The 24,985-nt window shown below is 55.6% G+C and carries 26 protein-coding genes, 1 tRNA gene and 1 pseudogene; 17 read left to right on the plus strand and 11 right to left on the minus strand.

Annotation, left to right across the window (positions count from 1 at the left end):
* Nucleotides 1–637: 637 nt before the first annotated feature.
* Together msrQ and msrP are read right to left on the minus strand one after the other, a co-directional pair.
* Nucleotides 638–1,237, minus strand: a complete 600-nt coding sequence (gene msrQ / locus ABJL60_RS11935) for a protein-methionine-sulfoxide reductase heme-binding subunit MsrQ (protein WP_348286648.1) — start codon at nucleotides 1,235–1,237, stop codon at nucleotides 638–640.
* Between the two features lie 146 nt (nucleotides 1,238–1,383).
* Nucleotides 1,384–2,292, minus strand: a complete 909-nt coding sequence (gene msrP / locus ABJL60_RS11940) for a protein-methionine-sulfoxide reductase catalytic subunit MsrP (RefSeq protein ID WP_348374361.1) — start codon at nucleotides 2,290–2,292, stop codon at nucleotides 1,384–1,386.
* A 243-nt stretch (nucleotides 2,293–2,535) separates the two neighbouring features.
* On the opposite strand from msrP, the gene ABJL60_RS11945 reads away from it, so the two are divergent.
* On the plus strand, nucleotides 2,536–3,015 hold the full coding sequence (locus ABJL60_RS11945; RefSeq protein WP_348374362.1) for a fasciclin domain-containing protein: 480 nt from the start codon (nucleotides 2,536–2,538) through the stop codon (nucleotides 3,013–3,015).
* Nucleotides 3,016–3,155: 140 nt separating this feature from the next.
* Here the strand turns inward: ABJL60_RS11945 and ABJL60_RS11950 are convergent.
* Nucleotides 3,156–4,128 (minus strand): annotated as a pseudogene (locus ABJL60_RS11950) (FMN-binding glutamate synthase family protein); the annotation flags it as partial.
* Between the two features lie 106 nt (nucleotides 4,129–4,234).
* Here ABJL60_RS11950 and ABJL60_RS11955 point away from each other — a divergent pair.
* The 4 genes from ABJL60_RS11955 to ABJL60_RS11970 all read left to right on the plus strand — a co-directional run bounded on the left by ABJL60_RS11955 (nucleotide 4,235) and on the right by ABJL60_RS11970 (nucleotide 7,819).
* Entirely contained in the window at nucleotides 4,235–4,522 is a 288-nt protein-coding gene (locus ABJL60_RS11955) for a hypothetical protein (protein ID WP_348286643.1), read from the plus strand.
* A gap of 3 nt (nucleotides 4,523–4,525) precedes the next feature.
* The gene (locus ABJL60_RS11960) at nucleotides 4,526–4,975 is read left to right on the plus strand and encodes a hypothetical protein (RefSeq protein WP_348374363.1); all 450 of its coding nucleotides are present in this window, start codon (nucleotides 4,526–4,528) and stop codon (nucleotides 4,973–4,975) included.
* A gap of 228 nt (nucleotides 4,976–5,203) precedes the next feature.
* Nucleotides 5,204–6,406, plus strand: coding sequence for a calcium-binding protein (locus tag ABJL60_RS11965; RefSeq protein WP_348374364.1), 1,203 nt, complete (start codon nucleotides 5,204–5,206; stop codon nucleotides 6,404–6,406).
* A 243-nt stretch (nucleotides 6,407–6,649) separates the two neighbouring features.
* Nucleotides 6,650–7,819, plus strand: a complete 1,170-nt coding sequence (locus ABJL60_RS11970) for a calcium-binding protein (RefSeq protein ID WP_348374365.1) — start codon at nucleotides 6,650–6,652, stop codon at nucleotides 7,817–7,819.
* 9 nt (nucleotides 7,820–7,828) lie between these two features.
* Here ABJL60_RS11970 and ABJL60_RS11975 read toward each other — a convergent pair whose 3' ends face one another.
* Both ABJL60_RS11975 and clpB read right to left on the minus strand, forming a co-directional pair.
* Nucleotides 7,829–8,473: an HAD family phosphatase gene (locus ABJL60_RS11975; protein WP_348374366.1), complete on the minus strand. Its 645-nt coding sequence runs from the start codon at nucleotides 8,471–8,473 to the stop codon at nucleotides 7,829–7,831.
* Nucleotides 8,474–8,574: 101 nt separating this feature from the next.
* Nucleotides 8,575–11,190: an ATP-dependent chaperone ClpB gene (gene clpB, locus ABJL60_RS11980; protein WP_108827072.1), complete on the minus strand. Its 2,616-nt coding sequence runs from the start codon at nucleotides 11,188–11,190 to the stop codon at nucleotides 8,575–8,577.
* 255 nt (nucleotides 11,191–11,445) lie between these two features.
* Here clpB and ABJL60_RS11985 point away from each other — a divergent pair, with 255 nt between their 5' ends.
* Together ABJL60_RS11985 and pyrF are read left to right on the plus strand one after the other, a co-directional pair.
* Nucleotides 11,446–11,754, plus strand: a complete 309-nt coding sequence (locus ABJL60_RS11985) for an orotidine 5-phosphate decarboxylase (RefSeq protein WP_348286632.1) — start codon at nucleotides 11,446–11,448, stop codon at nucleotides 11,752–11,754.
* Nucleotides 11,755–11,973: 219 nt separating this feature from the next.
* A complete protein-coding gene (gene pyrF / locus ABJL60_RS11990) occupies nucleotides 11,974–12,663 on the plus strand; it encodes an orotidine-5'-phosphate decarboxylase (protein ID WP_348374367.1) in 690 nt (229 codons plus the stop codon).
* Between the two features lie 156 nt (nucleotides 12,664–12,819).
* On the opposite strand, the gene ABJL60_RS11995 is transcribed toward pyrF, so the two are convergent.
* The gene (locus tag ABJL60_RS11995) at nucleotides 12,820–13,257 is read right to left on the minus strand and encodes an NUDIX hydrolase (RefSeq protein ID WP_348374368.1); all 438 of its coding nucleotides are present in this window, start codon (nucleotides 13,255–13,257) and stop codon (nucleotides 12,820–12,822) included.
* 51 nt (nucleotides 13,258–13,308) lie between these two features.
* Between ABJL60_RS11995 and ABJL60_RS12000 the strand changes: the two genes are divergently transcribed.
* Entirely contained in the window at nucleotides 13,309–14,562 is a 1,254-nt protein-coding gene (locus tag ABJL60_RS12000) for a DNA polymerase IV (protein ID WP_348374369.1), read from the plus strand.
* Nucleotides 14,563–14,676: 114 nt separating this feature from the next.
* On the opposite strand, the gene ABJL60_RS12005 is transcribed toward ABJL60_RS12000, so the two are convergent.
* Both ABJL60_RS12005 and ABJL60_RS12010 read right to left on the minus strand, forming a co-directional pair.
* Nucleotides 14,677–15,786, minus strand: a complete 1,110-nt coding sequence (locus tag ABJL60_RS12005; RefSeq protein ID WP_348374370.1) for a class I SAM-dependent RNA methyltransferase — start codon at nucleotides 15,784–15,786, stop codon at nucleotides 14,677–14,679.
* Nucleotides 15,787–15,822: 36 nt separating this feature from the next.
* Nucleotides 15,823–16,683, minus strand: a complete 861-nt coding sequence (locus tag ABJL60_RS12010; RefSeq protein WP_348374371.1) for an N-formylglutamate amidohydrolase — start codon at nucleotides 16,681–16,683, stop codon at nucleotides 15,823–15,825.
* 152 nt (nucleotides 16,684–16,835) lie between these two features.
* On the opposite strand from ABJL60_RS12010, the gene ABJL60_RS12015 reads away from it, so the two are divergent.
* Both ABJL60_RS12015 and ykgO read left to right on the plus strand, forming a co-directional pair.
* A tRNA-Val gene (locus ABJL60_RS12015) sits at nucleotides 16,836–16,910 on the plus strand.
* A 115-nt stretch (nucleotides 16,911–17,025) separates the two neighbouring features.
* Entirely contained in the window at nucleotides 17,026–17,151 is a 126-nt protein-coding gene (gene ykgO / locus ABJL60_RS12020; RefSeq protein WP_005850168.1) for a type B 50S ribosomal protein L36, read from the plus strand.
* Nucleotides 17,152–17,244: 93 nt separating this feature from the next.
* On the opposite strand, the gene ABJL60_RS12025 is transcribed toward ykgO, so the two are convergent.
* On the minus strand, nucleotides 17,245–18,099 hold the full coding sequence (locus ABJL60_RS12025; protein ID WP_348374372.1) for a nitroreductase family protein: 855 nt from the start codon (nucleotides 18,097–18,099) through the stop codon (nucleotides 17,245–17,247).
* 132 nt (nucleotides 18,100–18,231) lie between these two features.
* On the opposite strand from ABJL60_RS12025, the gene ABJL60_RS12030 reads away from it, so the two are divergent.
* Genes ABJL60_RS12030 through ABJL60_RS12060 form a run of 7 tightly spaced genes read left to right on the plus strand, consistent with a single transcriptional unit; the run spans nucleotide 18,232 to nucleotide 23,342 of the window.
* A complete protein-coding gene (locus ABJL60_RS12030) occupies nucleotides 18,232–18,981 on the plus strand; it encodes a 2Fe-2S iron-sulfur cluster-binding protein (protein ID WP_348374373.1) in 750 nt (249 codons plus the stop codon).
* Nucleotides 18,982–19,329 carry a succinate dehydrogenase gene (locus ABJL60_RS12035; protein ID WP_348374374.1) on the plus strand — a complete coding sequence of 116 codons (348 nt, stop codon included), beginning with the start codon at nucleotides 18,982–18,984 and terminating at the stop codon, nucleotides 19,327–19,329.
* Entirely contained in the window at nucleotides 19,326–19,676 is a 351-nt protein-coding gene (locus ABJL60_RS12040) for a succinate dehydrogenase (RefSeq protein WP_348286614.1), read from the plus strand. Before ABJL60_RS12035 ends, ABJL60_RS12040 begins: the two co-directional genes overlap by 4 nt.
* A 3-nt stretch (nucleotides 19,677–19,679) precedes the next feature.
* Nucleotides 19,680–21,437: an FAD-binding protein gene (locus tag ABJL60_RS12045; protein ID WP_348374375.1), complete on the plus strand. Its 1,758-nt coding sequence runs from the start codon at nucleotides 19,680–19,682 to the stop codon at nucleotides 21,435–21,437.
* Nucleotides 21,434–21,727, plus strand: coding sequence for a hypothetical protein (locus tag ABJL60_RS12050; RefSeq protein ID WP_348286610.1), 294 nt, complete (start codon nucleotides 21,434–21,436; stop codon nucleotides 21,725–21,727). The genes ABJL60_RS12045 and ABJL60_RS12050 overlap by 4 nt, the downstream gene beginning before the upstream one ends.
* Complete coding sequence (locus tag ABJL60_RS12055; RefSeq protein WP_348374376.1) at nucleotides 21,724–22,680, plus strand: fumarate hydratase; 957 nt, start codon at nucleotides 21,724–21,726, stop codon at nucleotides 22,678–22,680. The genes ABJL60_RS12050 and ABJL60_RS12055 overlap by 4 nt, the downstream gene beginning before the upstream one ends.
* Nucleotides 22,677–23,342 carry a fumarate hydratase C-terminal domain-containing protein gene (locus tag ABJL60_RS12060; protein WP_348374377.1) on the plus strand — a complete coding sequence of 222 codons (666 nt, stop codon included), beginning with the start codon at nucleotides 22,677–22,679 and terminating at the stop codon, nucleotides 23,340–23,342. Before ABJL60_RS12055 ends, ABJL60_RS12060 begins: the two co-directional genes overlap by 4 nt.
* Here ABJL60_RS12060 and ABJL60_RS12065 read toward each other — a convergent pair.
* Nucleotides 23,339–24,082, minus strand: coding sequence for a sulfite exporter TauE/SafE family protein (locus tag ABJL60_RS12065; protein WP_348374378.1), 744 nt, complete (start codon nucleotides 24,080–24,082; stop codon nucleotides 23,339–23,341). The two genes, ABJL60_RS12060 and ABJL60_RS12065, sit on opposite strands and share 4 nt — an antisense overlap.
* Entirely contained in the window at nucleotides 24,079–24,960 is an 882-nt protein-coding gene (locus ABJL60_RS12070; RefSeq protein ID WP_348286602.1) for a LysR family transcriptional regulator, read from the minus strand. The genes ABJL60_RS12065 and ABJL60_RS12070 overlap by 4 nt, the downstream gene beginning before the upstream one ends.
* Between the last annotated feature and the right edge of the window lie 25 nt (nucleotides 24,961–24,985).

Genomic DNA, 24,985 nt, shown 5'->3' on the forward strand with positions numbered 1-24,985 from the left:
TACAAACAGTGAAGCTGACACCGGTCATCGATCAACACATAAATGCGTCTCTCTACCGGCGTTGATATACAGAAGGTTGATCCATCGAATGAACCAAACCGCCCACATATCTCTTCAGATATTCAATTTTCAAACAACGTGAAAGCTGTGCTTCCGAATTCTCTTGCGTCTCGTTTCCGTCCGTCTGCGTCTCCGCTTCAGTGTGGCCCGTCTGGCGCCCCGTTGTGCATCTCTGCGTCTCCGGTGAGGTGGGTTCTACGGTTAGTGCCCCAGACCCGCAACCCCTTTTTTACAAAAACATCATCTTTTTTGCAGAAACCTGATTTTTCCATAAAAATCAGCGCCCTACGTAAGATAGTTGCTATGACTTACCCTGGCTTTTGCCTAAAATTGCGCGACTCTGTTATCGCTAATTTTGGGCGTGTCTCAACATATAGACTTATCCACAGACATATCCCCAAGACTGGCCATTTTGGGCACCAAATCACTTCGGAATCAGCCCGTTTGATTCAGTGAATCGCGCCCAATGCCATTTCCATTGATGTGAATCACCGCAATGCGCCTGCAAACGGCTGTCTCTGGCCATCGTATCTCTACAATGCGCAGGAAACGCCGGATCTTGGGTGCAAAAATCCCGTTACGCGGCTGGCCTCTTGCGCGGTTTGTAGAAACGCAGCCCAATCAAGGCCAGAATCGTGGCCATATACAGCAACGGCTCAAGTTGAATGCCCCGTGACACCATCAGGAAGTGGGCCCCGCCCAAAACTGCTGCAAGATAAGTCGCTTTGTGAAGCGTGCGCCACTTTGGCCCCAATGTGCGGACAGACCGGTTGTTGGACGTCACGGCCAACGGCACCATCACTAAGAACCCGACCATACCTATAGTAATGTAGGGACGCTTTAGGATGTCCTGCCAGATCTGGCTTAGGATTTGCACGTCCAGCACCAGCCAGACCAACAAATGTAGCGCGACATAGGTAAAGGCCAGCAACCCGATGGCGCGGCGGAACTTCAGAAGGTTCAACCCGATGAAGCGGCGCAACGGCGTAAGACACAGTCCAATAATCAAAAGCTGCAATGCGATTTCGCCCAGCTCGTGTTCCAGTGCCTTAATCGGCTCACGACCCAGACCGCCAGTCATACCCATGTATAGAAGAACAGGCACAGGGATCAGGTACAGCACCCACACCAACCAGACCGGAATTTTGCGGAAGATGGTGTTGAGTGCGTCGATCATGGGAATGCGTCCAGCTTTCGGGCAAGGCACATCGCGAATTGGAAGGCGATGGTTCATCGGATTGTAAAGGCGCCCCTACAAACGCCTCTACTATATAGAACAAATGTCATGTCATCGGGCGAAGCAAGCCATGACGCCCGCGTCGGTCAAAAGTTCTTGGAAAGATCCATGCCTTCATACAGGCTGGCAACGTCATTTTCATACCCGTTGAACATCAGCGTGGGCACACGTTTGGAAAACAGACCGCCCCCCACAACACGTTCACTGGCTTGGGACCAACGGGGGTGGGACACGTCGGGGTTCACATTACTATAGAACCCGTATTCCCGCGCGTTGGCTTTGTTCCAGGACGTGGGCGGTTCTTTGTCGGTCAAGGTGATCTTCACAATGGATTTGATGGACTTAAAGCCATACTTCCAAGGCACCACCAAACGCATCGGCGCGCCGTTTTGGTTTGGAATGGGTTTGCCGTAGATTCCCGTGGCCATCATTGTCAGGGGATGCATGGCCTCGTCCAGACGCAGACCTTCTACATAGGGCCAATCCAAAGACCGGAACCGCTGACCCTGCATTTCCTCAGGACGGTACAGCGTTTCAAAAGCCACATATTTCGCGCCATCTTGCACGCCGGCCAAATTCAACAAGTCCGCCAGCTCAAAACCGTTCCAGGGGATGACCATGGACCATGCTTCAACACAACGAAAACGGTAGATGCGTTCTTCGATTGTCATGGCGTCCATGATGTCCTGCATGGCGTAATCGCCGGGATTGTCGACAAGGCCGCCGATCTCAACGGTCCAAGGGTCCGTGGTCAGGGCTTTGGCATACAATGCCGGGTCGGTCTTGCCTGTGCCAAACTCATAAAAGTTGTTGTATTGGGTGATGTCTTCCCAAGAGTTGGGCACCAACTCTTCCGTGGCGGCCGCAGATGCGCCTGCGACACCGGCCAAACCAAAGCCAGCCGCAGCGCCCGCAATCAATTGGCGGCGGTTCATAAATGTCGCCTCGGGGGTGACGTCTGCGTGGGTCAAAGTGTTGGTCCAGCGATATGCCATTGGGGTCGTGCTCCTCATCCGTTTGGAACGTTATGTAGCAAACTTGGAACCAATTCATGAAAAACCCATGCACATCACACGAAGTTTGGATGTTGTAACAATCGACACCGGGCTTCGATGTGCAGAAAACCGCCACCATAAATAAGTGTGCAATTTTTACACATCCAAAATCCAACAGGCTACGTATCCTTTTTGACTGCACCACTGATGGGGCAGAAATTATGACAACGAGAGGAAAAACCTATGCTTCGCAAGACACTTCTGACAGCCGTTGCCGCCGTCGCCATCGCAGGCTCTGCCATGGCCGGATCGAAAAAAGACATCGTCGACACCGCAGCAGGTGCAGGCACATTTGAAACATTGTTGGCCGCAGCCACAGCCGCAGGTCTTGTGGATACGCTGAAAGGCGACGGGCCGCTGACAGTCTTCGCACCCACAGACGCCGCTTTCGCAGCCCTGCCAGAAGGCACCGTGGAAACACTGCTGCTGCCTGAAAACAAAGACCAGCTGACAGCGATCCTGACATACCACGTTGTCGCCGGTAAAGTGATGTCGACAGACCTTGTGGACGACATGAAGGCGGCCACAGTAAACGGGGCTGATTTGACAATCGATTTGGACAACGGCGTGATGATCAACGACGCAACAGTGACAGCCGCAGATATCGAAACGTCAAATGGCGTGATCCACGTAATCGACAAAGTGATTTTGCCCGCATCCTAAATCCAGGCGAAAGCAAAACAAAGGCGGCTCCAAGCGGGGCCGTCTTTTTGCATCGCATTCACCCACAGACCGACGCTTGTTTTCTTTTCGCCAAAAATATCCCGGGGGAGTCCGCAAGGACGGGGGCAGCGCCCCCCTGACTACTCAGCGGCAATCGGAAGTCTGGGATAAATCTGGTTCATAGGAACAGACACCCCACTGTCTTGCATAATGCGCACATGGCGTCGGCGCATCAGACGGGGTTCTGCCACACCAACCGAATGGGCAATGGGTTCGACCTCTTTTATAATCTCTTTGGCATACAATGCGACACGCTTGTATTTGTCCTGCACGACAAGACCTTTCTAAAAGCGCGGATCATGAGTGGTGATGCCAGTGGGGCAAGTGTTCTTGTTGCACTTTAAGGCCTGAATACAGCCCAGCGAAAACATGAACCCACGCGCCGAAGTGACAAAATCAGCACCCGCAGCCAACGCCTAGGCAATATCACCGGGATTGACCAGTTTGCCCGAAGCAACCAGCCGCACACGTTCTTTTAGACCTGCGGCATCGCGCATGTTGGCCAACAAAGGCAGCGCCTCGCGCACGGACATACCCACCAGATCGATCAAGGGCATTGGGGCAGCGCCCGTGCCGCCTTCGCCGCCGTCGATTGTGATAAAGTCGGGGGTGGCGTCGGCACCTCGGCGCACGATCGTGTCAAAAACCCCTTGCATGCCATCCTCTGATCCCATGACCGTTTTGATGCCAACAGGTTTACCCGTGACCTCGCGGATATGACCAATCAAATCCAGCAGATCATCCCAATCATCGACTTCGGCGTGGCGGTTTGGAAATAGCGCCGTAACTCATGCCCGAGATATTGAAAAATGTCAGCGCCATAAATAGCGTACGCACCCCCACCCCGATGACCATAGGCTCGGTACACGCAAACTGGTTGTCCAAAGGCGGAAAGGGGTCATTGGCAAAGATAGGCGTCCCGACAACACTTAGGTTGCGCGATGATCCAAAGGCAACCGTGTTTCCATGCCCCTCACCTGCCCGTTTCACCCATTCCCGTTGTGCGCGATTGAACGGCAGTTCTTCGCGGTTCATTGCCAAGAAATATTGACGGGAAGACGCAACCTGCGAAGTGCTTGTTAACATTCATGAATTCGACCATCGGCTACTTTTCGGCCAACCGGGGCTGCCACTCCGATGTATATTGGGGACAACGCATATGCCGACAACTTACACCGAAGCACAATTAACCTTTGGGCCCATTGGCGACGAAGACTTTGGACCAACTGCACCTTGTTCTTTGGCCGCAGGTGATCAGATCATGGGTGCTTTGGGTCAAGACATCGACGATCCCGCGGGTGGCACGGACGGGTTCACATTCAATGGCATCGCCGGGCTGGTCTATACCTTTCATGTGATCGCTACCCCCAGCGATCCGAACCCTGCGTTCTTGGGCATTGCTTTCGGCAGCCAGTCCGCAGGCGGTTTGATCGGTGACGGGGCTTAAACCTTGAGCCTCCTTGTGACCGAAAGCGACCCCACCACGCTCGTGATGTTTGGCGACACCGACTATACTGTTACGTTTCAAGGCACCGTTGGCGATCCGCTTGCCGCAACGCCAATGGAAGGGGCTGACGACCTGATGGGAAGCGCCACATCCGACACAATCGACGGCGGTCAAGGGGACGACTTGATGACCGGTGACTTTGGACGTGACGTGTTTGTATTTGATGACCGGTCACGGGCCGATACGATCACGGATTTCAACAATGGCGCAGACCGCTTGGAGTTTACCTTCTTTGGACCGAGCTTTGGTATGGACGACATGACAATCACGCAAATCGGGGCGGATTTGGAAATTCGCACACGCGTGCGCGATACCGTCACGTTGGAAAACTTCGATCTGGCAGATTTGGATGTGTCGGACTTCATCTTCGACGAGATTTTTGTGGTCGGCTAACACCACATCCACAAAGACCAAGACAAAAGGGCGCATCACACGGTGCGCCCTTTTGCGTTTTACCACCTCAGATAGATTGTTTCTTTGTCGCTGAAACAAAAACAATGCGTTTCCCGAAATTGCCTTATTCGCGTCCAATTGCTGTCAAAGATTTTAATCAAATGCTGTTCATCAACCGCCGGGATCATCCGGCAAGTTTAAACCGAGCAGAAAGACAGACATTTTAAAATGGCACATTTTACAGAAACATCCGACACATCCATCAGCGCACATGCAACTGCGAACGCAGGCATTCTGGTCGGTGACAGCTTTTCCGGCACAATGAGTGCATCAGATACCAGTGACGGGGTCAATTTGGGCGGCATGACAGTTGGCGATTCCTATACAGTCTCCGTCGATTTTGGCGATCTCAGCGGCAATTCCTCTTTGGTTCTCATAAACCATGCTGATTTCCATTCAATCAGCTATCACGTGGCCGACGGCGTTTTGCTCGGTGCGAATGAGTGGTCACGATCATTCTTGACGTCAACAAACGCACGGGTCGAGGGCACGTCATTTGTGTTTGACTTTACGCCGCTGACCGCAACCAGCTTTGCACTTCAGATCAACGGCGACGGTTCAAATACAGCTTACAATGTCTCTTTTGAAACCGCTGCCGACCCGATCAACATCATCACAGGTACAATTGCCAATGACGCGTTGTCAGGCACGGATGGTTCCGACCTCGCAACACTCGATGATGGCGATGACCGCTTTCTGGGCGGCGACGGCAACGACGAAGTGAATGGTGGTGCGGGCCGCGATCGCATCAACGGCAACAACGGCGAAGACACGTTGAATGGCGGCGATGATGATGACCAATTGCATGGTGGCTCTGGCGCCGACGAGCTGAACGGCGACGCAGGTCGCGACAATCTGATTGGCGGCAGCGGCGATGACGTGATCACAGGCGGCACAGGCAACGACCATTTGCGTGGCAATTCTGGCAACGACACAATGGACGGCGGCAACAACAACGACCGCATGTTCGGTGGTGACGGCAACGATGTGATGACGGCAGGCCACGGCAACGATAAAATGTGGGGCGAAGACGGCAACGACAACATGTCGGGCGGTGTCGGCCACGACGTCGTCAAAGGCGGGGCTGGCAATGACACAATCGACGGTGGGGCTGGCCGCGACAAGTTGGAAGGCGGCGCAGACGCAGATGTGTTTGTGTTTGGGCCAGGTGCCGGACGCGACATCCTTGTGGATTTCGAGGATGGTATCGACCAAATTGATCTGTCCGCCTACGGCTTTACGGATGTGAGCGAACTGACATTTGTCACCCAAGGCGATGCCGTCCGTGTTTACACAGCGGGCGCAGACAGCTTCCTGATGCGCGACACGGATGTTACCGATCTGGGCAACGACGACTTTATCTGGGCCTGAACGGTCAACGGATCCTGATCAAAGCAACGCCCGCACCCGAAATGTGCGGGCGTTGTAAAGACAGCGGAAGCGGCGGGAAACTGTGTTCAAATTCGCAACACACTATTTCCAAAAATGGCCCAAATCACGCCCAGAGAATGACGAATACAACAATTAAAACAGCACTATAGGCGACCTGCGCCAAAAGGATGGGACCACAAGGTCAACACATGCGCAGGTTATCAAAGCAGAAACGAGGACAACATGGCAACGATTTTTGAGACAGGCGATTCAGACATTTTGGACTTTCCCGGTCAAACAATGACCGTCGGAGATACCTTTGAAGGCATTTCTACCATCAACGACACAAACGACACATTTTTTGTAAGTTTGGTAGAAGGACAAAGCTATACGGTGACATTGACAGGCCTGCCTGCAAACAGCACTGCATTTTCGCTGTTCTATAGCAACTTCACGACCCACACCGGTGACGTAAGCGAAGAAGGTAAAGGCCAGGATACAGGTGAGCTGATCAAGGATCTGGTCATTTCCGAAGACGGTTACAGTTTTTCCTTAACAGCACCCAACACAGGCAACTTCGCCTTCGGACAAGAGCGCGACAATTGGGACGATGGCGATGTCACGTACCAGCTGACTGTCGAAGATTTCACACCCACGGCCACAACGGACGGCGACGATCGCCTTTGGGGGTCAGACATCGCAGAAAATCTGGACCTTGGCCTTGGCCACGACTGGTTTGCGGGCGGCGACGGCAACGATGTTATCGTCGGCAACACCGGGAACGACCGGATTTATGGCAATCAGGGCAATGACACGTTGCGCGGCGGCGGTGACAATGACCAACTCAACGGCGGTGACGGCGATGATATTCTGAACGGCGGCAGCGGCCGTGACAAACTGCGCGGCGGCGACGGAGAAGACCGTTTGCGCGGGCACACAGGCAACGACCACATGCAAGGTGGCAACGGAAATGATTCCCTTGATGGCGGCGATAACAATGACCGCGTACACGGCGGCAATGGCAACGACACAGTCAACGGCGACAAAGGAAACGACAAGCTGTATGGCAACCAAGGCGACGATCTGTTGTCTGGCGGCTTGGGCAAGGACGTTATGATGGGCGGCGATGGCGCCGATACCTTGGACGGCGGAGCGGGTCGCGATGTTCTGACTGGCGGATCAGGCGCTGACGTCTTTGTCTTCGGCACAGACATGCAAAAAGACTTCATCATGGACTTCGAAGACGGCGTCGACATGCTTGATTTTTCAGCCCACGGGTTAACCGACATCACCGATTTGCGGATAGTACAGTCAGGCGACAATGCCCGCCTGTTCATTGACGCGGCCAACTTTGTGACCATCCGCGACACGGATATCGCAGACATCACGGCAGATGATTTGATCTTTGCCTAGAACTTGGGCCTAAACCCCAAGCAAATCCGGCAAATCTGACATCCGCGCAAAAAGCGCGTCGCAATGCGGCGTTAGCTTTTTGCGCGGTGTGTCTGCGTGAAATCCAAAGCAGCGCATTTTGGCCGCCACAGCGGCACGCGCACCTGAGGCGCTGTCCTCGATAACCACACAATCCGCCGGGGCCACGCCTGCGTCTTGCGCCGCTTTCAGGTAAACATCCGGTGCGGGTTTTGGTGCTGCCACATCTTCGCGTGAGTAAATCCGCCCTTCAAATCGCGCTTTGATCGCAGTTTTTGTCAGGGTGATGTCCATCTTGGCGTGTGGCCCATTTGACCCAATTGCATAGGGTATCCCCGCCGCGTCCAATCGGTCCAGAACGGTGTCCACCCCCGCAACAAGTTCCACATCGCGGCTTAGGGCTACAAACATTTCGCCGTAAATCTCATCCAACCAGGCCTCTGGCAATTCCGCCCCCATGTCGCGCGCCAGCTCCATGACGCCTTGCATGGTGCCACCCACAAACAAATCCATGATCTGCGCGATGCTTAGGTTCAGACCATACCCCGCCAGATTGTCGCGCATCACCGCATTGGTGAGTTTTTCACTGTCCACGATAACGCCGTCGCAATCGAAAATAACCAGTTTGGGTCGCATGGAAACCTCATAAGAAAAGGCCGGGACTGCCCCGGCCTTTTCCGTTTCTCACATCTTGGGCGTGTGCGCACATGACAACATGTTGCGCATCGTTTCAGCGGTCAGTGCACCGTAGCTTCGTCCGGCTTGGCGCGGTTTGACGACCCGATGCGATCACCAATGACCAACCCTTCAACACCCGCACTGACGGCAAGCGTATCGCCATCCTTCAAATCCCCCGCCAACAGCATTTCAGCCAACGGATTTTGCAAGGCGTTCTGAATGACCCGCTTCAAAGGACGGGCCCCGAACACCGGATCATAGCCTTCGTCCGCAAGCCATGTACGTGCGCCATCATCCAGATCCAGCGTGATTTTACGCGCCGCCAATCGGCGCAGCAAACGCGCCATCTGAATGTCCACGATCCCGTCCATGTCCTTGCGGTTCAGGCGGTCAAAGATGATGGTTTCATCAAGACGGTTCAGGAACTCGGGACGGAAATGCGCCCGCACCGCGTCCATCACATCGCGCTTCGCATCGCTGGCATCGGCCCCGTCCGGCAACTGGCTTAACGCCTGCGCCCCAAGGTTGGATGTCAGAATGATCAACGTTTGTTTGAAATCCACCGTGCGCCCCTGACCATCAGTCAGAACCCCATCGTCCAGCACCTGCAAAAGCACGTTGAACACATCGGGGTGCGCCTTTTCGACCTCGTCAAACAGCACAACCTGATACGGTCTGCGCCGCACGGCTTCGGTCAAAACACCGCCTTCGTCGTACCCAACATAGCCCGGAGGCGCACCGATCAGACGAGACACCGCGTGTTTTTCCATGAACTCCGACATGTCGATGCGCACCATTGCACTGTCATCATCAAACAAAAATTCTGCCACGGCTTTGGTCAATTCGGTTTTCCCGACACCCGTTGGCCCAAGGAACAGAAATGACCCCAGCGGCCTGTCTTCATCATTCAAACCCGCACGCGAACGACGCACAGCGTTGGACAAAGCCTGAACTGCCTTGTGCTGGCCAATGACACGGGAATGCAATTGGTCTTCCATGCGCAACAGCTTTTCACGATCACCTTCCAGCATCTTGGCCGTTGGAATACCCGTCCAGCGTTCGACAACCGACGCGATTTGTTCCGGGCGTACGGCCTCTGCCACCATAGCTTCGGTTTCGGCCCCTTCGGCTTCGCCTAGTTTGCGTTCCAGTTCAGGGATCACGCCATACGAAAGCTCTCCTGCTTTTCCAAGGTTGCCTTCACGTTTGGCGATGTCCAGCTCTGCGCGGGCACGGTCGATCTGTTCTTTCAGATCACGTGCGCCCGCCATCTTGTCGCGCTCCGACTGCCACTTCGCTGTCATTTCAGCACTGCGGTCCTGCAAATCGGCAAGGTCTTTTTCCAACGTCTCCAGACGGTCCACCGATGCGGCGTCATCTTCCAGCCTCAGGGCTTCCGCTTCGATCTGCTTTTGCAGGATTTCGCGGTCCAGCGCGTCCAGCTCTTCGGGTTTACTGTCGACTTCCATACGCAACCGGCTTGCCGCCTCGTCCACCAGATCAATGGCTTTGTCCGGCAGGAAACGATCGGTGATATACCGATGGCTCAACGTGGCCGCCGTCACCAAAGCACTGTCGGAGATGCGCACACCGTGGTGCAATTCGTATTTTTCCTTGATGCCGCGCAAGATGGACACCGTGTCCTCGACCGTCGGCTCTGCAATCACAACGGGCTGGAAACGTCGTGCCAACGCCGCGTCTTTTTCGACGTATTTGCGGTATTCATCCAAGGTGGTCGCCCCGATGCAGTGCAATTCGCCCCGCGCCAAGGCAGGCTTGATCAGGTTGGCCGCATCCATTGCACCATCAGCTTTACCTGCGCCGACAAGCGTGTGCATTTCGTCGATGAACAAGACAATTTCGCCTGCAGCTTCGGTGACTTCGGTCAAGACCGCCTTCAGGCGTTCTTCAAATTCACCACGGTATTTTGCACCCGCAATCAACGCGCCCATGTCCAACGACAACAGGCGTTTGTTGCGCAACGATTCCGGCACATCGCCGTTTACGATGCGCAAGGCCATGCCTTCGGCAATCGCTGTCTTACCAACGCCCGGCTCACCGATCAGCACAGGGTTGTTTTTGGTGCGGCGCGACAAGACCTGCATAGCGCGGCGGATTTCCTCGTCGCGGCCGATGATCGGATCAATCTTGCCTTCCTCGGCGCGAGACGTCAGATCCTGAGCGTATTTTTTCAACGCATCATACCCGTCTTCGGCACTGGCGCTGTCCGCTGTGCGGCCCTTGCGAATGTCATTGATGGCCGCGTTCAAAGCCTGCGCGTTTACTTTTCCAGCTTCCAAAGCAGTTTTTGCGCCTGACTTCACCATGCAAAGCGCCATCAAAATACGCTCAACAGGAACAAAACTGTCGCCTGCTTTCTTGGCGATGGCCTCGGCTTCGGCCAAAACCTTATTGGTTGCTTGGTCCAGATACACTTGCGCTGCGTCACCGGACACCTTCGGCAATTTATTCAAACCGACGTCGACAGCCGTCAAAACAGCTTTGGGATCACCACCGGCGCTGGCAATCAAATTGCTTGCCAGACCTTGGTCGTCGTCCATCAGTGCTTTTAGTATGTGATCAGGCACCAGACGTTGGTGGCTGTCGCGTGTGGCGATCGTTTGGGCGGCTTGAATGAAACCGCGAGACCGCTCCGTGAACTTGCTTAAGTCCATGGCTATTCTCCTTTTTAAAGCGCCCGTTGTCATATTTCACGCCCGCCAGGCAGCACGTGAATTGTTGGGCCTCGTGCTTGATTTGGACAAAAAGCTGCGCAATTCAAGGGGCTGAAAATGGTTAAAATACCCCTAATAATATGGAATCACACGGCGATTCACAAAAAGTTCACTAAATTCCCCCTACACAGACGGAACAAAATCCCCACATCTATTGGTAGTTAACCAAGATCAAACAAGATACAGGTGTACAAGATGATCACGGCAAAAGTTGAACTGAACAACGTTTTCTACAACGCAGCCAACCAAAGCTTCGAAGCATTGGCCACAGTTTCTGACGGCACAGCATCGCGCAAAATCGCATGCGCCATCGACGCCCCCATCGACATGAGCTTTGAAGACGCCGCCGCTGGCCTGACCACACACGCGCTGCGCAGATATGCTGGCAAACCCGGTCTGGCATCGCACCGCATTGCAGGTCCAATCGCGCCACAACGCGCAGGACGCACCGTTCCAAAGCCAGTCTTTGACGCAATTGCAATGCTGCGCCAGCTTGCAGCCTAACCCGCATTCTCGTCCGCAGGCCTCTGCCAACGCGCGATCTGTCCTCGCGCACCAACGGGCCTGCCTCCAGAGACAAGCTGCCTGCCTGCAACGTCTCTGATACCTGCCCGGTCACCTTTGGTGTACCGGGCCTTTTTATGCGTGAACTGCGGCCAGACATGGACTTGGCCCCGCCCATCCGGTAGCACCCGCCAAAGCATAATTTGAAGGGACACGCACATGGCAGATGACAGATTAATCGTGGCACTTGATGTGCCCAATGCCCATGCAGGGTTGGAGCTGGCGGCAAAAATCGGGGACGCCGTGAGCTTTTACAAAATCGGTCTTGGCATGCTGACAGGCGGCGGACTGGCGTTGGCCCATGAGTTGAAACAAGAACACGGCAAGCGCATCTTCTTGGACATGAAACTGTTCGACATCTCGGCCACAGTCGAAACCGCCGTGCGTGGACTTGCACAGTTCGATCTGGATTTTCTGACAGTGCACGGAGACCCCCATGTGGTCAAAGCCGCCAAAGAAGGGGCCGCCGGTTCAGATATGAAAATCCTGGGTGTTACAATCCTGACGTCGCTGGATCGCAAGGATCTGGATGCGTGTATGATCCAAGCCGGGGACATCCCCGATCTGGTGACAACCCGCGCAGCACGCGCCCTTGAGGCGGGGGCAGACGGCGTTATTGCGTCCCCTCAGGAAGCAGCTTTGATCCGCGCGTTGCCCGAGGCCAATGGCAAGCTGATCGTGACCCCTGGCGTCCGCCCGGCGGGTGCCGCCCTTGGGGATCAAAAACGTGTCGCAACACCAGAGCAAGCCGTGAAAGACGGTGCAAACCATATCGTTGTGGGGCGCCCCGTTTGGCAGGCGGACAACCCGGCGACGGCGGCACGGGCCATCATCGACAGCTTGAAGTAATACTATAGTCTGTGTGATTTGCACCACACGCCACCGTATCTTGATTAGGTCAGGATATCCTGACTAGGTGATTTCGCCTTTTGGTGGTAACTTTGTGTCAGGTGATACTCCCCGACGAACCGCATCTTCCTGAGGTTCGTCAACTCCCCCCGCCAATCAGCGGGGGGGTTTTTCGTAGAAATCCCCCGCGATACCGGACAGATACAGCCGCAGGCGTGCCGCAAATTTTGGCACGGCTTTGGGATGTGCCACAAATACATCCGGCGCCATCAACGCCCAGCGCTGGCCTTCGTCACCAAACACGACGCCATCCGCCAAAACAGCAGGCAAATGCGCCACAAACAACCAAACCTCGCCCTGACCACCTTCAAATCGTTTGCCCCAAGACACGTCTTCGGGCGCGATCGCCAGCCCCAACTCTTCGTATGTCTCGCGCAAAGCACATCCCAACGGCACCTCGTTCCCTTCCCGTCCGCCGCCGGGCAGATCCCAATGGTCCGGGAACGGGATATGGTCAAAATCGTCGCGCAACAGAACAGCCAGATCATCACCCAGAAACAACGCCAGCTTTGCACCGTGAAACGGCATGTTCATCTGTGTATCCCTTCGTTAAACTGGCGCCATCACAGCCAAAGACCTATCCAAATGCCAGCCCTTTGTCGCGATTGCCTGCACGAATTTGACACCGGACGGCGCTGCCCGGCCTGTTCCAGTCCGCGCACAGTACATCACGACGAACTCACAACGCTGTCCATTGCCCATATGGATTGTGACGCGTTTTATGCGTCGGTGGAAAAGCGCGACGATCCAAGCCTGACCGACAAGCCGGTGATCATTGGCGGTGGACGTCGCGGTGTCGTGTCCACGGCCTGCTACGTGGCGCGTATTCGCGGTGTACGCTCTGCAATGCCCATGTTTCAGGCGCTGAAATTGTGCCCTGATGCGGTGATCATCAAGCCCCGTATGCAAGCCTATGTCGACGCATCCAAGGCAATCCGCGCCATGATGGAAGAATTGACCCCTGATATCGAACCATTGTCGCTGGACGAGGCTTTCATGGACCTATCGGGGACCGCGCGGCTGCATGGCGCCCCCCCTGCCGTTATGCTGGCGCGTTTGATCAAACGAATGCGGACCGAATTGGGCCTGACAGGATCTATTGGCCTCAGTCACAACAAATTCCTCGCCAAGGTGGCTTCGGATCTGAACAAACCGCACGGGTTCTCGGTGATCGGAAAGGCCGAAACCGATGGCTTTTTGCGGGACAAACCCGTCAGCATGATTTGGGGGGTCGGGGCCGTCACACGCGCATCGTTGGACAAGGCAGGTATTCGCACCTTTTCAGACCTGTTGCGCTGGGACCGCAGCGACCTGATTGCACGATTTGGCGGGATGGGCGACAGACTTTGGCATCTGGCGCGGGGGGAAGACAAAAGACGGGTTTCGGCACATGAACCTGTGAAATCCATCTCCAAGGAAACCACCTTCAACGAAGACACCGCCAGCACCGACATCCTTGATGGGCACATCTGGCGGCTGGCTGAACAAGTATCAGATCGGGCCAAAGCCAAAGGCATAGCTGGCAAAGTGGTGACGCTCAAACTGAAACGGGCCAACCACAGTTCGCTCACGCGCAGGCTTACCCTGAATGGGGCCAGCAATATGGCGGACACAATCTACCGCACGGCGCGGGCCTTGTTCGATCAGGTGGGTGACGAAGGCCCCTACCGGCTGATCGGTTGCGGCATCTCGCACCTTGTGGACGCAGAGACGGCAGACATGTCGCCAGACCTGCTGGACCCGGAGGCCGGAAAGCGCTCGGCTGCGGAACAGGCCACAGACGAAATCCGCAAAAAATTCGGCCAAGATGCAATCCTCAAAGGCAGAGCACTGAGGTAACACGGCCCCTTTCTCTTTGCGAAAAATATCCTGGGGGAGTCCGCAAGGACGGGGGCAAAGCCCCCTAAAACATGAAATCGCGCAGCGACAACCGGATCAAGAAAAGAAACGGGGTCACAAGGGTCCGGTCTGGAACAGGTTCACCCGCAACCCGCCGTGGGCCACAGGGGCACCCGGTTTGGCAAAGGGCAAACCGGACGCACGGGCCAACCCCGGCTCTGACGTGACCATGCCGACACGCCACCCTTTGAAACGCGTCTTCAATGCATCACCAAGGCCCGCATAGACAGAATACAGCACTTTTTTGTTTCCGATGCGTGCTCCGTAAGGTGGATTGACCATGACCAAACCCGTTGGACCATCCAAAGGTGACGCTTCCGCAAACGGCATCATGGAAAAGGCTGCACACCCGGCGACGCCAGCCCGTTCTGCATTGGCGCTTGCCATACGCACGGCACCTGCGTCACGATCAGATCCGGCGAACTGGACCTGAACGTCATTAAGTTGGGTGTGATGCGCCTTGATCTCTGACCAAGCTGCCGCATCAAACGACGCCAACTGTTCAAACCCGAACGACCGCGCCCGACCCGCAGCAAGCCCCATCGCCATTTCGGCGGCTTCTATAACAAACGTGCCCGACCCGCACATCGGATCGTAGACCGGCACAGTGCCGTCAAACCCCATCTGGCGTAAAAACAGGCTGGCCAGAGTTTCGCGCATCGGTGCTTTGCCAACCGCTTCTTTGTGGCCACGTTTGTGCAAAAGTTCACCCGACGTGTCCAAGCTGATGGTGCACAGATCGTCTTCGATCCGCACCATGATGCGCAATTCTGCGTCCTTGGACACAGTGGCCCCCAGTTCTTCAACCAAAGCCTTTTCAATGCGTTGGGTCGCGGCGCCCGCGTGATAAACACGTGACTTTTTGCAAACGACGTCAACTTTTACCGGCACATCCGGGCGCAGAACGTTGGCCCATGGAAACTTGCGTGCACGTTTGTCCAACTGCGCCAAATGCATGACGCGAAAAGACCCCAGACGCACCAACACACGGTTTGCCCCGCGCAACAGCAAATTGGCACGCCAGACGTCATGCCAACTGCCACGAATGTTCACGCCGCCGGGCACGGCCTCGGACACGGCAAACCCCAAGCTTTCTGCTTCGGCCTGCAAAACTGGTTCCAAGCCCGGCGCTGTGGCCAGAAAAATTTCAAATTCGGTATCCATGCACGCCTTTACCGCGCCAAAGCGCACAAAGCGAGACTACTCTGCCGCCAAAGGCACACGGTCCTGACCAATCGCCGCGACCTCGGCCACGACGGTCCGCAAAGCCTTGCGCACGTCTTCAAAGGACCCGTTGGGCCGAATAAGCTGTTCGTTCATGTAAATGGAACGGTCGATCTCGACCTGCACAGCATGTTGCGCACGTGAAGGGCGCCCGTAGGCTTGGGTGATATAGGCCCCGGCAAACGGCGCATTTCGCGTCACAATAAAGCCCGCCGATGCAAAAGCCGCTTCGATCCGGTCGACAATCTCGCCTCCTGCGGCGGCCCCGAAACGGTCACCCAACACGACATCCGGCCTGCGCATACCACCACGTGCAACACCGTCCATGGCTTCATGCGGCATGGAATGGCAATCAATCAAAACCGTTTGCCCGTGCCGTTGATGCGCCGCATCCAGCATCTTTTGCAACTGTGTGTGATAGGGGTGCCAGTATCGATCGATGCGTTGATGCGCCTCGGCCAAAGGAATTTTGCCCCGGTAGATAGACCGCCCGTTGGCCACCACACGCGGAATCACCCCAAGTCCAGACGCGATGCGCGGGTTGTGCCCGGATTTACGCACCCCTTCGATCAAGGCCGGATCAAGTTCATCAGAGCTGCGATTCAAATCGATAAAAGCGCGCGGCGCACCGGCTTTCAGGAAAGACGCCCCGAACTTGGGGGCGCAGTCAAACAGTTGATCTACAAAGGCATCTTCGGATGAACGGATGGTGTGTTCATCCAACACTGTCTTGCGCAAAAAGCTCCACGGATAATCGCGCCCGGAATGGGGCGATGCAAAAACCACACAGGACGTATGGCGGTCGGGATGCAGAACTTCATAAGCAAACTTGGGCATTTTGGCTCCTGATCTCGACTTTAACATAGACTGAAAGATACATTGTCCAAAAGCCCTTGATCCTGCTTGCGACTCCTTTTATACGCCCCCGTACCGGCGCGTGAATTCGCGCCCCATTTTATTTGGGGCATGGGTTTCGCAAGGGTAAAAGTGGGCGATTAGCTCAGCGGTAGAGCACTTCGTTGACATCGAAGGGGTCACAAGTTCGATCCTTGTATCGCCCACCATTCTTTCTTGTCAGGCTTCGGTCTGACATCCGACACACCGCCAGACCGCAGGGTTTGGCACAAAATTAACCCGGCGCTGGTTCTCGCGCCCAGACAGACAGGAAGGATTCGTACCATGAAGGTTCGCAACTCGCTCCGCTCGCTCAAGAACCGGCACCGTGATTGCCGCGTTGTGCGTCGCAAAGGCCGTGTTTATGTGATCAACAAAACACAGCGCCGGTTCAAAGCGCGCCAAGGTTAAGTCCTTAGCGCTGAACACCACGCTTCAGTATTTTAGAAAAAACCGTTCCTTTTGGGGCGGTTTTTTCGTTTCAGGTCCGCGTCCGGTCCGCGCTTAATCCAAAGCAAAGCCCCGGGCCCTCACAAACTGCGCAAAATCAGCACGTTCCGGTTGGCTGTACTGACGCACTTTGTCTTCCGACCACCCATAGGTATCGCTGTGCCCGAACGTCTCCACAAATCGCTGTTGGGCATATGGTTGGCGCTGGGTCCTGTCGCGGTCATATTTTTCTACGACCTCCTTCACACCGTCTTCACAATAGCGATCTTTGTGCACCGTAACCGCCATCGGCAGGCGCGGTGAAATCTGACAAGGCACGGACGGAAACCCAATGGCAAGCCCGGCGAAAGGAAACACATGCTGCGGCAAGTCCAACATATCAGACACCCCCTGCGCCTGATTGCGCACAGCGCTTATCGGACAACATCCAAGGCCAAGCGCCTCTGCGGCTGTAACGAAAGCACCAAGCGCGATAGCCGCGTCTGTGGCGGCATTGAAAAACGCATCAAGATGATCATTGGCAAACGGCACATCCTGCCATTCATGCAACAGTCTTTGGCGGCGATTGTTGCCGCAAAAGACTGCAATCAGCGGGGCCTGTGCCACCCATGCCTGCCCTGCCACAAGCTGTGCCAAAGCGGCACGCTTGGTTTGATCCTGAACCAGAACGATGTCGCGCTGTTGCAAATCGCTTTTGGTCGGGGAAGCCAAAGCTGTCGCACACAGCACCTGCACCATCGCGTCTGGCACCGGTGCATCTACAAAGCTGCGACACGATCCGCGCCCCGCGATGCCGCGCAAAGTCGGAATATCATGTGCTGCATCCACAGCGGGGGCATCACTATACCTGCTTTCCAAAAGCTGCTGCAATGTCGGGACCGATACTGTCGGAGCCTGTGATGATGACATGATCACCTCTTGATGAGCTGTTTTTTGTTAGGGCGCCTAACGAAAATAGAAAGAAATTGTCGCGTTTATAAAGCGTAACTTTAGTCTACACTGTGCCACAAAACGAACATCTGTTGAAAGACAAAGCCGCCTATGCCCACCGATCCGCCCTTTGACCATCTAAAAGTCACCATTGACCGTGGGCCAGATGCCAATGGCGCACAGACCACATTCAAGGTCCCCGCCTACGAAAATCAAACCGTGCTGGATGTGGTATCTTGGGTTCAGCAAAACGCCGACCCCACCCTAAGCTACCGCTTTGCCTGCCGTGTGGGTATGTGTGGCAGCTGCGCGATGATGGTAAACGGTGTGCCACGCTGGACGTGTCGCACCCACATTTCAAAGGTTCTGGATGGCAACGCCGTCACAATCGGCCCCTTGCGCAACCTGCCCGTTATCAAGGATCTGGCTGTGGACATGGACCCGTTTTTTGACAAATGGGTCGCCGCAGAAGGGGTGCATCACGGCGCATTGACCCGTGACGATCCCATCGCCCCCATCGACGAAACAGCCCCTGCACGGGTTGAGGCGAACGCAGGTATCGAATGCATCAACTGCTCAGTCTGTTACGCGGCCTGCGACACGGTGGCAGGCAACCCCGACTACCTTGGCCCCGCCGCCTTGCAGCGTGCATGGACGCTTTTGAACGACGCAAAAGACGACGGTCGCGTGGCCATTCTGGACGCCATTTCAGGTACGGGTGGCTGTCACAACTGTCATTCGATGGGGTCCTGCACCACCTATTGCCCCAATGATCTGGATCCGATGTCCGCTATCGCGGGGCTGAAACGCGAAACGGCGAAATCCTTTTTCAACACCTTCTTTCTCAAGAAAGACCGTTAGATGCTGACCCTGCGCCTTTACATGCTGCAACGGATCACCGCCCTGTTAATGGCGCCGCTGGTTCTGGGCCATCTGGCTGTGATGATCTACGCCATCCAAGGCGGCGTGTCGGCAGCGGAAATTCTGGGTCGCACCCAAGGGTCGCTGGCATGGTTCTTGTTTTACGGCACCTTCGTGATCGCCGTGTCCGTACATGGCGCAATCGGGCTGCGAACTGTGGCGCATGAATGGGGCGGGCTAAAAGGTCCTGTGCTTGAAGGGGTCATGTGGGGCTTTGGTCTTATCCTGTTGTTGCTGGGCGCACGCGCCGTTTGGGCCGTGACCTTCGCCACAGGTGTCAGCGCATGAGCAAACCCACCATCACATCACGTGCCCACCCATTGTGGTTGGCTTATGTTTTACACCGCCTGTCCGGTATCGGGCTGGCGCTGTTTCTGCCCCTGCACTTTCTGCTTCTGGGTCAAGCCCTGCACGGGGCCGCCGCGTTGGATGCAGGTTTGCAGTTTTCGGAGATGTTTGTCTTCAAACTGGCAGAATTCGGGCTGGTGTTCCTGCTCGCGGTGCACTTGTTCGGAGGCCTGCGCCTGATGGCAATGGAATGGTTGCCCTGGACCCCACCCCAAAAAACACTGGCCGCCTTGGCAACTGCGACATCCTTCGCCGTTGCCTGCCTGTTTTTTATGAAAGCGATCTGACCCATGCGCGTCTCTGACATTGAACGGCACGACACCGACATCCTGATCCTTGGCACGGGCGGCGCGGGCCTTTTCGCGGCCCTTCACGCTGGGCAAACGGCACCGGAAGGCACCAAAATCACCATCGCCGTCAAAGGATTGATCGGAAAATGCGGCTGCACGCGCATGGTGCAAGGCGGCTACAACGTTGCCCTTGGTGGCGGCGACACGGTTGAACGACATTTTATGGATACCATTCAGGGGGGCAAATGGCTGCCCAACCAAGACATGGCATGGCGGCTGTGCGAACAAGCCGTGGTGCGTATCCGCGAATTGGAAAACGAGGTCGGCTGCTTCTTTGACCGTAATCCAGATGGGTCACTGCACCAAAAGGCCTTTGCAGGCCAAACCGCAGACCGCACCGTGCACAAAGGTGATTTGACGGGCATCGAAATCATCAACCGTTTGATGGAAAAGGTCCTCGCTTCTGGCGTGGAAAAATTACAGGAACACCGCGCCGTGGGATTGATCCCCACAAAAGACGGCAGCGCCTTAGCAGGTGTTTTGATGATCGACATGCGCACCGGAAAGTTCCGTTTGGTGCGCGCCAAGACCGTGCTGATGGGCACCGGCGGCGGCCCGACCATGTACAAATACCACACGCCTTCCGGCGACAAAACGATGGACGGGCTGGCGATGGCGTTACGCGCGGGCCTGAAACTGCGCGATATGGAAATGGTGCAATTCCACCCCACAGGGCTGCTGGCGGGGGATCACACCCGCATGACCGGCACCGTGCTGGAAGAAGGACTACGCGGCGCAGGTGGTCAGCTAATTTCCCATGCAGGGCAACGGTTTATGTTCGACTTTGATCCCAAAGGTGAACGCGCCACACGCGATGTCGTCAGCCGCGGCATCTACGCGGAAATGCGCAAAAACAACAATCCCGACCAAGAGGGCGTGTTCATTTCCATGTCGCATCTGGGGCCGGATTTTGTGCGTCAGAAATTCAAAGGCATGGTAAACCGATGTGCAGATTCAGGTTTTGATCTGGCCGCAGGCAAGGTCGAGGTCGTGCCAACCGCGCATTATTTCATGGGCGGTGTGGTTGTGGACGTGAACACACGCACGGCCATGGAAGGGCTTTATGTGGCAGGCGAGGACGCGGGCGGCGCGCATGGGTCAAACCGTTTGGGCGGCAATGGTGTGGCCAATTCCACCGTCTATGGCGGCATCGCAGGCGACACGATGGGGCGTGATATCGTTGGCATGACCCTGCGCGACCCGGATGAGGAAGTATTGGCAGCCGAATTGGAACGCGCCCTCTATCCCCTGACGCAAAAGCCCGATCTGGTGCTGCCACTGCGCAAACAGCTGCAAGATTTGATGTGGGAAGAGGTCGGCGTAATGCGCACCGAAGCTGGCATGAAACGCGGGTTGGCAGGCATCACGCAGGTGTCGGACGCGCTTATGGACGTGGGCGTGGACGACAGCAATCTGGCGTTTAACCTGACATGGCACGATTGGCTGAACCTGCGGTCGCTGTGTGATATTTCCGAAGTCATCACCAAAGCGGGCATCACACGCGAAAACTCACGCGGCGCACATTTCCGCGAAGATTTCCCCGATCCCGGCGCCATGGAAGACAGCGATTTTACCGTGGCACAAATGAGTGGCGATGCAGTCCAAGTCACCCGCGAACCCGTTCAATTCACAATCGTTAAACCGGGGGAAACCGTCTTGCCTGAGGATGCGCCTGAGACTTTGGTGGCAGTACCATGAAGTTATTTACTTTTGTTGTCGATCGAGACGGTGAAACGTATATTTCGCAACAGCGCGAAACAACTTACGAACTCGCAGCTTTGGCATTTGTTGAAGAGTCAGTGTCATGCGAGTTTCGCAATCTTCAGGACAATGCAAAGCCAGATTTGTTCGAGCAGATGGTTGACTATACGCCTATCACCAACACCGAAAACACGTTTTGCGTGAGCTTTGTAGACAACCGCAAAAAGCTTTGGCTCATAACTATTGTCGAAACAGTCCCGGCACAGGAAAAAGGAAACGGAACGTGATCCCTATCGACCTCATCCAATCCACCGCCGAAACCCTCATGGACAAGGCCGCGATTGAGATCCCTCAGGACTACCTTGATGGGTTGAAACAAGCTGCCAAGACCGAAGATGGCGACCTGTCGTCCTTTGTTCTCAAGGCTATGTTGGAGAACTATGAGGCCGCCAAGGAAGACCGCCGCGCGATGTGCGGCGACACGGGCGTGCCGCGCTGGTTTGTGAAGATGGGCAATGAGGCACAGGTCGAGGGCGGCATGGTAGCACTTGAAGCCGCCCTGCGCCGCGCCACCGCCAATGCCACCAACGGCGTGCCTTTGCGCCCCAATCGCGTACATCCTTTGTGGCGCACGGATCACAACAACAACGTTGGCATCGGCGCGCCCGAAATCGAATACGGGTTTGAGCCGGAAGGCGCGTGGATTGATCTGGTCACCGTGCACAAAGGCGGGCTTTTTGGCAGTGATTACAGGATGCTATTTCCTAGCGACGGCATTCAAGGCATCAAACGGTTTTACCTTGATAGCCTGATGGCTTTCGGCAAACGCGGCCTTGCCTGCCAGCCTGCGATCATCGGCATCGGGCTTGGCGGATCAAAAGACATTTGCATGACTTTGGGAAAACGCGCCTCAACGTTGCGCATCGTCGGCAGCCGCAACAGCGATCCCGAAATCGCCAAGATGGAGGACGAGTTCAAAGAACTTGGCAACTCTATCGGTATGGGGGCTATGGGCTTTGTTGGCAAAAACATGGTGATCGATTGCAACATCGAGGTCGGCTATTGCCACACGGGCGGGATGCCGATGTCTGTGCATGCTTTCTGCCTGTCATCGCGCCGCGCCGTGGCCCGCATTCACGCAGACGGACGGATCGAACATCGCACTGACCCCGATTGGTTCACACCTTATCAACGGCGCGAAACCGTCGATTGGGAACCCCTGCAGGAGGCCGCGGAATGAGCTTGCGCGAGGTTGAACTGTCCACCACCCCCACAGACGCCGCCATCGCGGACCTGCGCCTTGGTGATATCGTGTACCTGACGGGGCTGATGTATACCGCGCGCGAAGGGGTCTATATGCGCGCACTTGAGGAAAAAGCCAACATTCCCATGGAATTACCAAGCCAGTCGGCGGCAAACTTCCATTGCTCTCCTGCGGCACGGATCAACGCGGATGGCAGTTTTGACATGGGGGCAGTCACGGCAACCGCGTCTTTCCGTTTTGCCAAATGGTTGCCTGAATGGATGGCCAAAACGGGCGCAAAACTGATCGTCGGCAAAGGGGGCATGACCTCAAAGGACTATAAGGACTACTTCGTGCCCAATGGTGCTGTGTATCTGTCCACCGTGGGTTACGGTACAGGCGCGTTGCTAGGGCGCGGCGTCGAAAACGTAGAAGCCGTGCACTGGAACGAAGAACTGGGCATCGCGCAAGCCATGTGGGTCATAAAATGCAACCGCATGGGGCCTTTTATCGTTGCGTCTGACATGAACGGCGATTGCCTGTTTGAACGTGAAAACGCAAAAATCGCACATAATGTGGAACGGATCTATGAAGGCACACGCCCTGCAACCCTGAAACGGTATGGTGAAAGCGACGACCGCACGGATGAAGTGATCTAAAGCACTTCGCTGACCATAATGCCTATCCCCATCAACAAGGTCAGCCCGATCAAAAGCCGCCGAAATGCGATGTCGCTCAGCCTGCGAAACACCATGATGCCCACTTGCGCCGCAATCAATCCGCAAGGAACCGTAACCATCAACGCTTGAAACGCGACTGCATCGTAGGCCCCTTTGAAGGCCAAAAGCGTGACCGTGGTGCACAGCGTGGCCATGTTATAGGGCTGCAAAACGGCCCGCATTTCCGACTTTGTCCAAGGGCGCAAAGACAACCACATGGACGGGATCGCCCCCGATACGGACGCAGCCCCGCCCAAGACCCCACCAATAAACCCCACAGCTGCATCCAACAGCGGCGTTTTGCGTGAGAACGCGGGCAAAGCGGCCCGAAAAGTGAAATATCCACCATACACAATCAACAAAGTGGCAATCGCGATGCGCAGCAAGCTTGCGTTGATCAGCCCCAACAACAGCAACCCCAACGGCACGCCCACAAGTCCTGGAACAACATAACGCAACAAGCGGCGCGGCTCATTGAAAATCTGCGCCCGCACAATCCAAAGGCCCTGTATCCCAGCAAGCACCGCCATAAAGGCGACAACAGCAACGGCCGTTATCGGCTCTAGCACAAACAGATAAAAGCCCAGCGCGAACAAGGCCGTGCCGGTCCCTGCAAGACCATTGATAAACCCGCCCGCGACGGCCCCAAGCACCAGATAAAGCAGAAGATCAAAATTCATGATCCCGCCTTTTCGACAACACGTTCCAGAATGGCGAAAAGTTCATCCAGAAGGCGGATTTTCAACTGATCTTTGCGATATGCCAGCCCCAATATCCGCGTCGGCGCGTCCTGCCCCAATGCCAATCGCTTCACCGGCACACTTTCCAGCGGTTTGACGGCAAGACTGGGCACGATGGACACCCCAAGGTTGGCGCGCACCATACTTGAGATGGCCTCGGGGCTGTCCAACTCCATGGTTTCGGTCACACGTAGCCCTTTCGACAAAATCCAGTTGTCGATCAGGGTGCCGACCACGGCATTGCGGTTAAATCGAATAAAGGGGCGGGTCTTGAGCAAGGCAATAGGATCATCACCTTGTTCCTCCATGGCAGCGATCAGCTCCATCGGTTCTTCTGTCAGGTCGCGGAACTGAATGCCGTCTGGCATCAGATGCGGTTTTGTAACGATGGCCGCGTCCAGATCACCGCGTGCGACATCGGCCAACAATGTACCCGTCAAACCCGGACGGATGCGCAATCCGACATCGGGAAAATTGGTTTTCAAAATGGCCATGGCCTGTGGCGTCAATCCGGTCAAAGTGGTGCGCAACACCCCCAATGTCACCAACCCGTTCAAGCCGCCATCCCCCAAAACCGACGGCACCAGATTGTCATAATCCGCAACCAGTTTGCGGGCCTTGGCCACAATTTGATGCGCCACCGGAGTTAATTCAGGGGTGCGTGTGCTGCGATTGAAAAGGGCGACACCAAGGTCAGCTTCCAAGGTTTGCATTTGTTGGCTGACAGCCGCGTGGGTCACATGCACGACGCCAGCGGCTGCCGTAAACGTGCGTGTATCGGCAATCGCAATCAAGGTGCGCAACAAGCGAATGGTCATTTCAGGCTCCGACACATCATAAGCT

Origin of the sequence: Ascidiaceihabitans sp., assembly GCF_039986515.1 — a bacterium.
GTDB lineage: Bacteria > Pseudomonadota > Alphaproteobacteria > Rhodobacterales > Rhodobacteraceae > Ascidiaceihabitans.

Coding starts and splice junctions, on each gene's coding strand:
- ABJL60_RS11955 (WP_348286643.1), top strand. CDS start 4,235: ATGCCGACAACTTACACCGAAGCACAATTAACCTTTGGGCCCATTGGC.
- ABJL60_RS12040 (WP_348286614.1), top strand. CDS start 19,326: ATGAGCAAACCCACCATCACATCACGTGCCCACCCATTGTGGTTGGCT.
- ABJL60_RS12045 (WP_348374375.1), top strand. CDS start 19,680: ATGCGCGTCTCTGACATTGAACGGCACGACACCGACATCCTGATCCTT.
- clpB (WP_108827072.1), bottom strand. CDS start 11,190: ATGGACTTAAGCAAGTTCACGGAGCGGTCTCGCGGTTTCATTCAAGCC.
- msrQ (WP_348286648.1), bottom strand. CDS start 1,237: ATGATCGACGCACTCAACACCATCTTCCGCAAAATTCCGGTCTGGTTG.
- ABJL60_RS12065 (WP_348374378.1), bottom strand. CDS start 24,082: ATGAATTTTGATCTTCTGCTTTATCTGGTGCTTGGGGCCGTCGCGGGC.
- ABJL60_RS12025 (WP_348374372.1), bottom strand. CDS start 18,099: ATGTCATCATCACAGGCTCCGACAGTATCGGTCCCGACATTGCAGCAG.
- ABJL60_RS12060 (WP_348374377.1), top strand. CDS start 22,677: ATGAGCTTGCGCGAGGTTGAACTGTCCACCACCCCCACAGACGCCGCC.
- ABJL60_RS11965 (WP_348374364.1), top strand. CDS start 5,204: ATGGCACATTTTACAGAAACATCCGACACATCCATCAGCGCACATGCA.
- ABJL60_RS12050 (WP_348286610.1), top strand. CDS start 21,434: ATGAAGTTATTTACTTTTGTTGTCGATCGAGACGGTGAAACGTATATT.
- ABJL60_RS12000 (WP_348374369.1), top strand. CDS start 13,309: ATGCCAGCCCTTTGTCGCGATTGCCTGCACGAATTTGACACCGGACGG.
- ABJL60_RS12010 (WP_348374371.1), bottom strand. CDS start 16,683: ATGCCCAAGTTTGCTTATGAAGTTCTGCATCCCGACCGCCATACGTCC.
- ABJL60_RS11945 (WP_348374362.1), top strand. CDS start 2,536: ATGCTTCGCAAGACACTTCTGACAGCCGTTGCCGCCGTCGCCATCGCA.
- ABJL60_RS12070 (WP_348286602.1), bottom strand. CDS start 24,960: ATGACCATTCGCTTGTTGCGCACCTTGATTGCGATTGCCGATACACGC.
- ABJL60_RS11975 (WP_348374366.1), bottom strand. CDS start 8,473: ATGCGACCCAAACTGGTTATTTTCGATTGCGACGGCGTTATCGTGGAC.
- ABJL60_RS11985 (WP_348286632.1), top strand. CDS start 11,446: ATGATCACGGCAAAAGTTGAACTGAACAACGTTTTCTACAACGCAGCC.
- ykgO (WP_005850168.1), top strand. CDS start 17,026: ATGAAGGTTCGCAACTCGCTCCGCTCGCTCAAGAACCGGCACCGTGAT.
- ABJL60_RS12035 (WP_348374374.1), top strand. CDS start 18,982: ATGCTGACCCTGCGCCTTTACATGCTGCAACGGATCACCGCCCTGTTA.
- msrP (WP_348374361.1), bottom strand. CDS start 2,292: ATGGCATATCGCTGGACCAACACTTTGACCCACGCAGACGTCACCCCC.
- ABJL60_RS12030 (WP_348374373.1), top strand. CDS start 18,232: ATGCCCACCGATCCGCCCTTTGACCATCTAAAAGTCACCATTGACCGT.
- ABJL60_RS12005 (WP_348374370.1), bottom strand. CDS start 15,786: ATGGATACCGAATTTGAAATTTTTCTGGCCACAGCGCCGGGCTTGGAA.
- pyrF (WP_348374367.1), top strand. CDS start 11,974: ATGGCAGATGACAGATTAATCGTGGCACTTGATGTGCCCAATGCCCAT.
- ABJL60_RS11970 (WP_348374365.1), top strand. CDS start 6,650: ATGGCAACGATTTTTGAGACAGGCGATTCAGACATTTTGGACTTTCCC.
- ABJL60_RS11995 (WP_348374368.1), bottom strand. CDS start 13,257: ATGAACATGCCGTTTCACGGTGCAAAGCTGGCGTTGTTTCTGGGTGAT.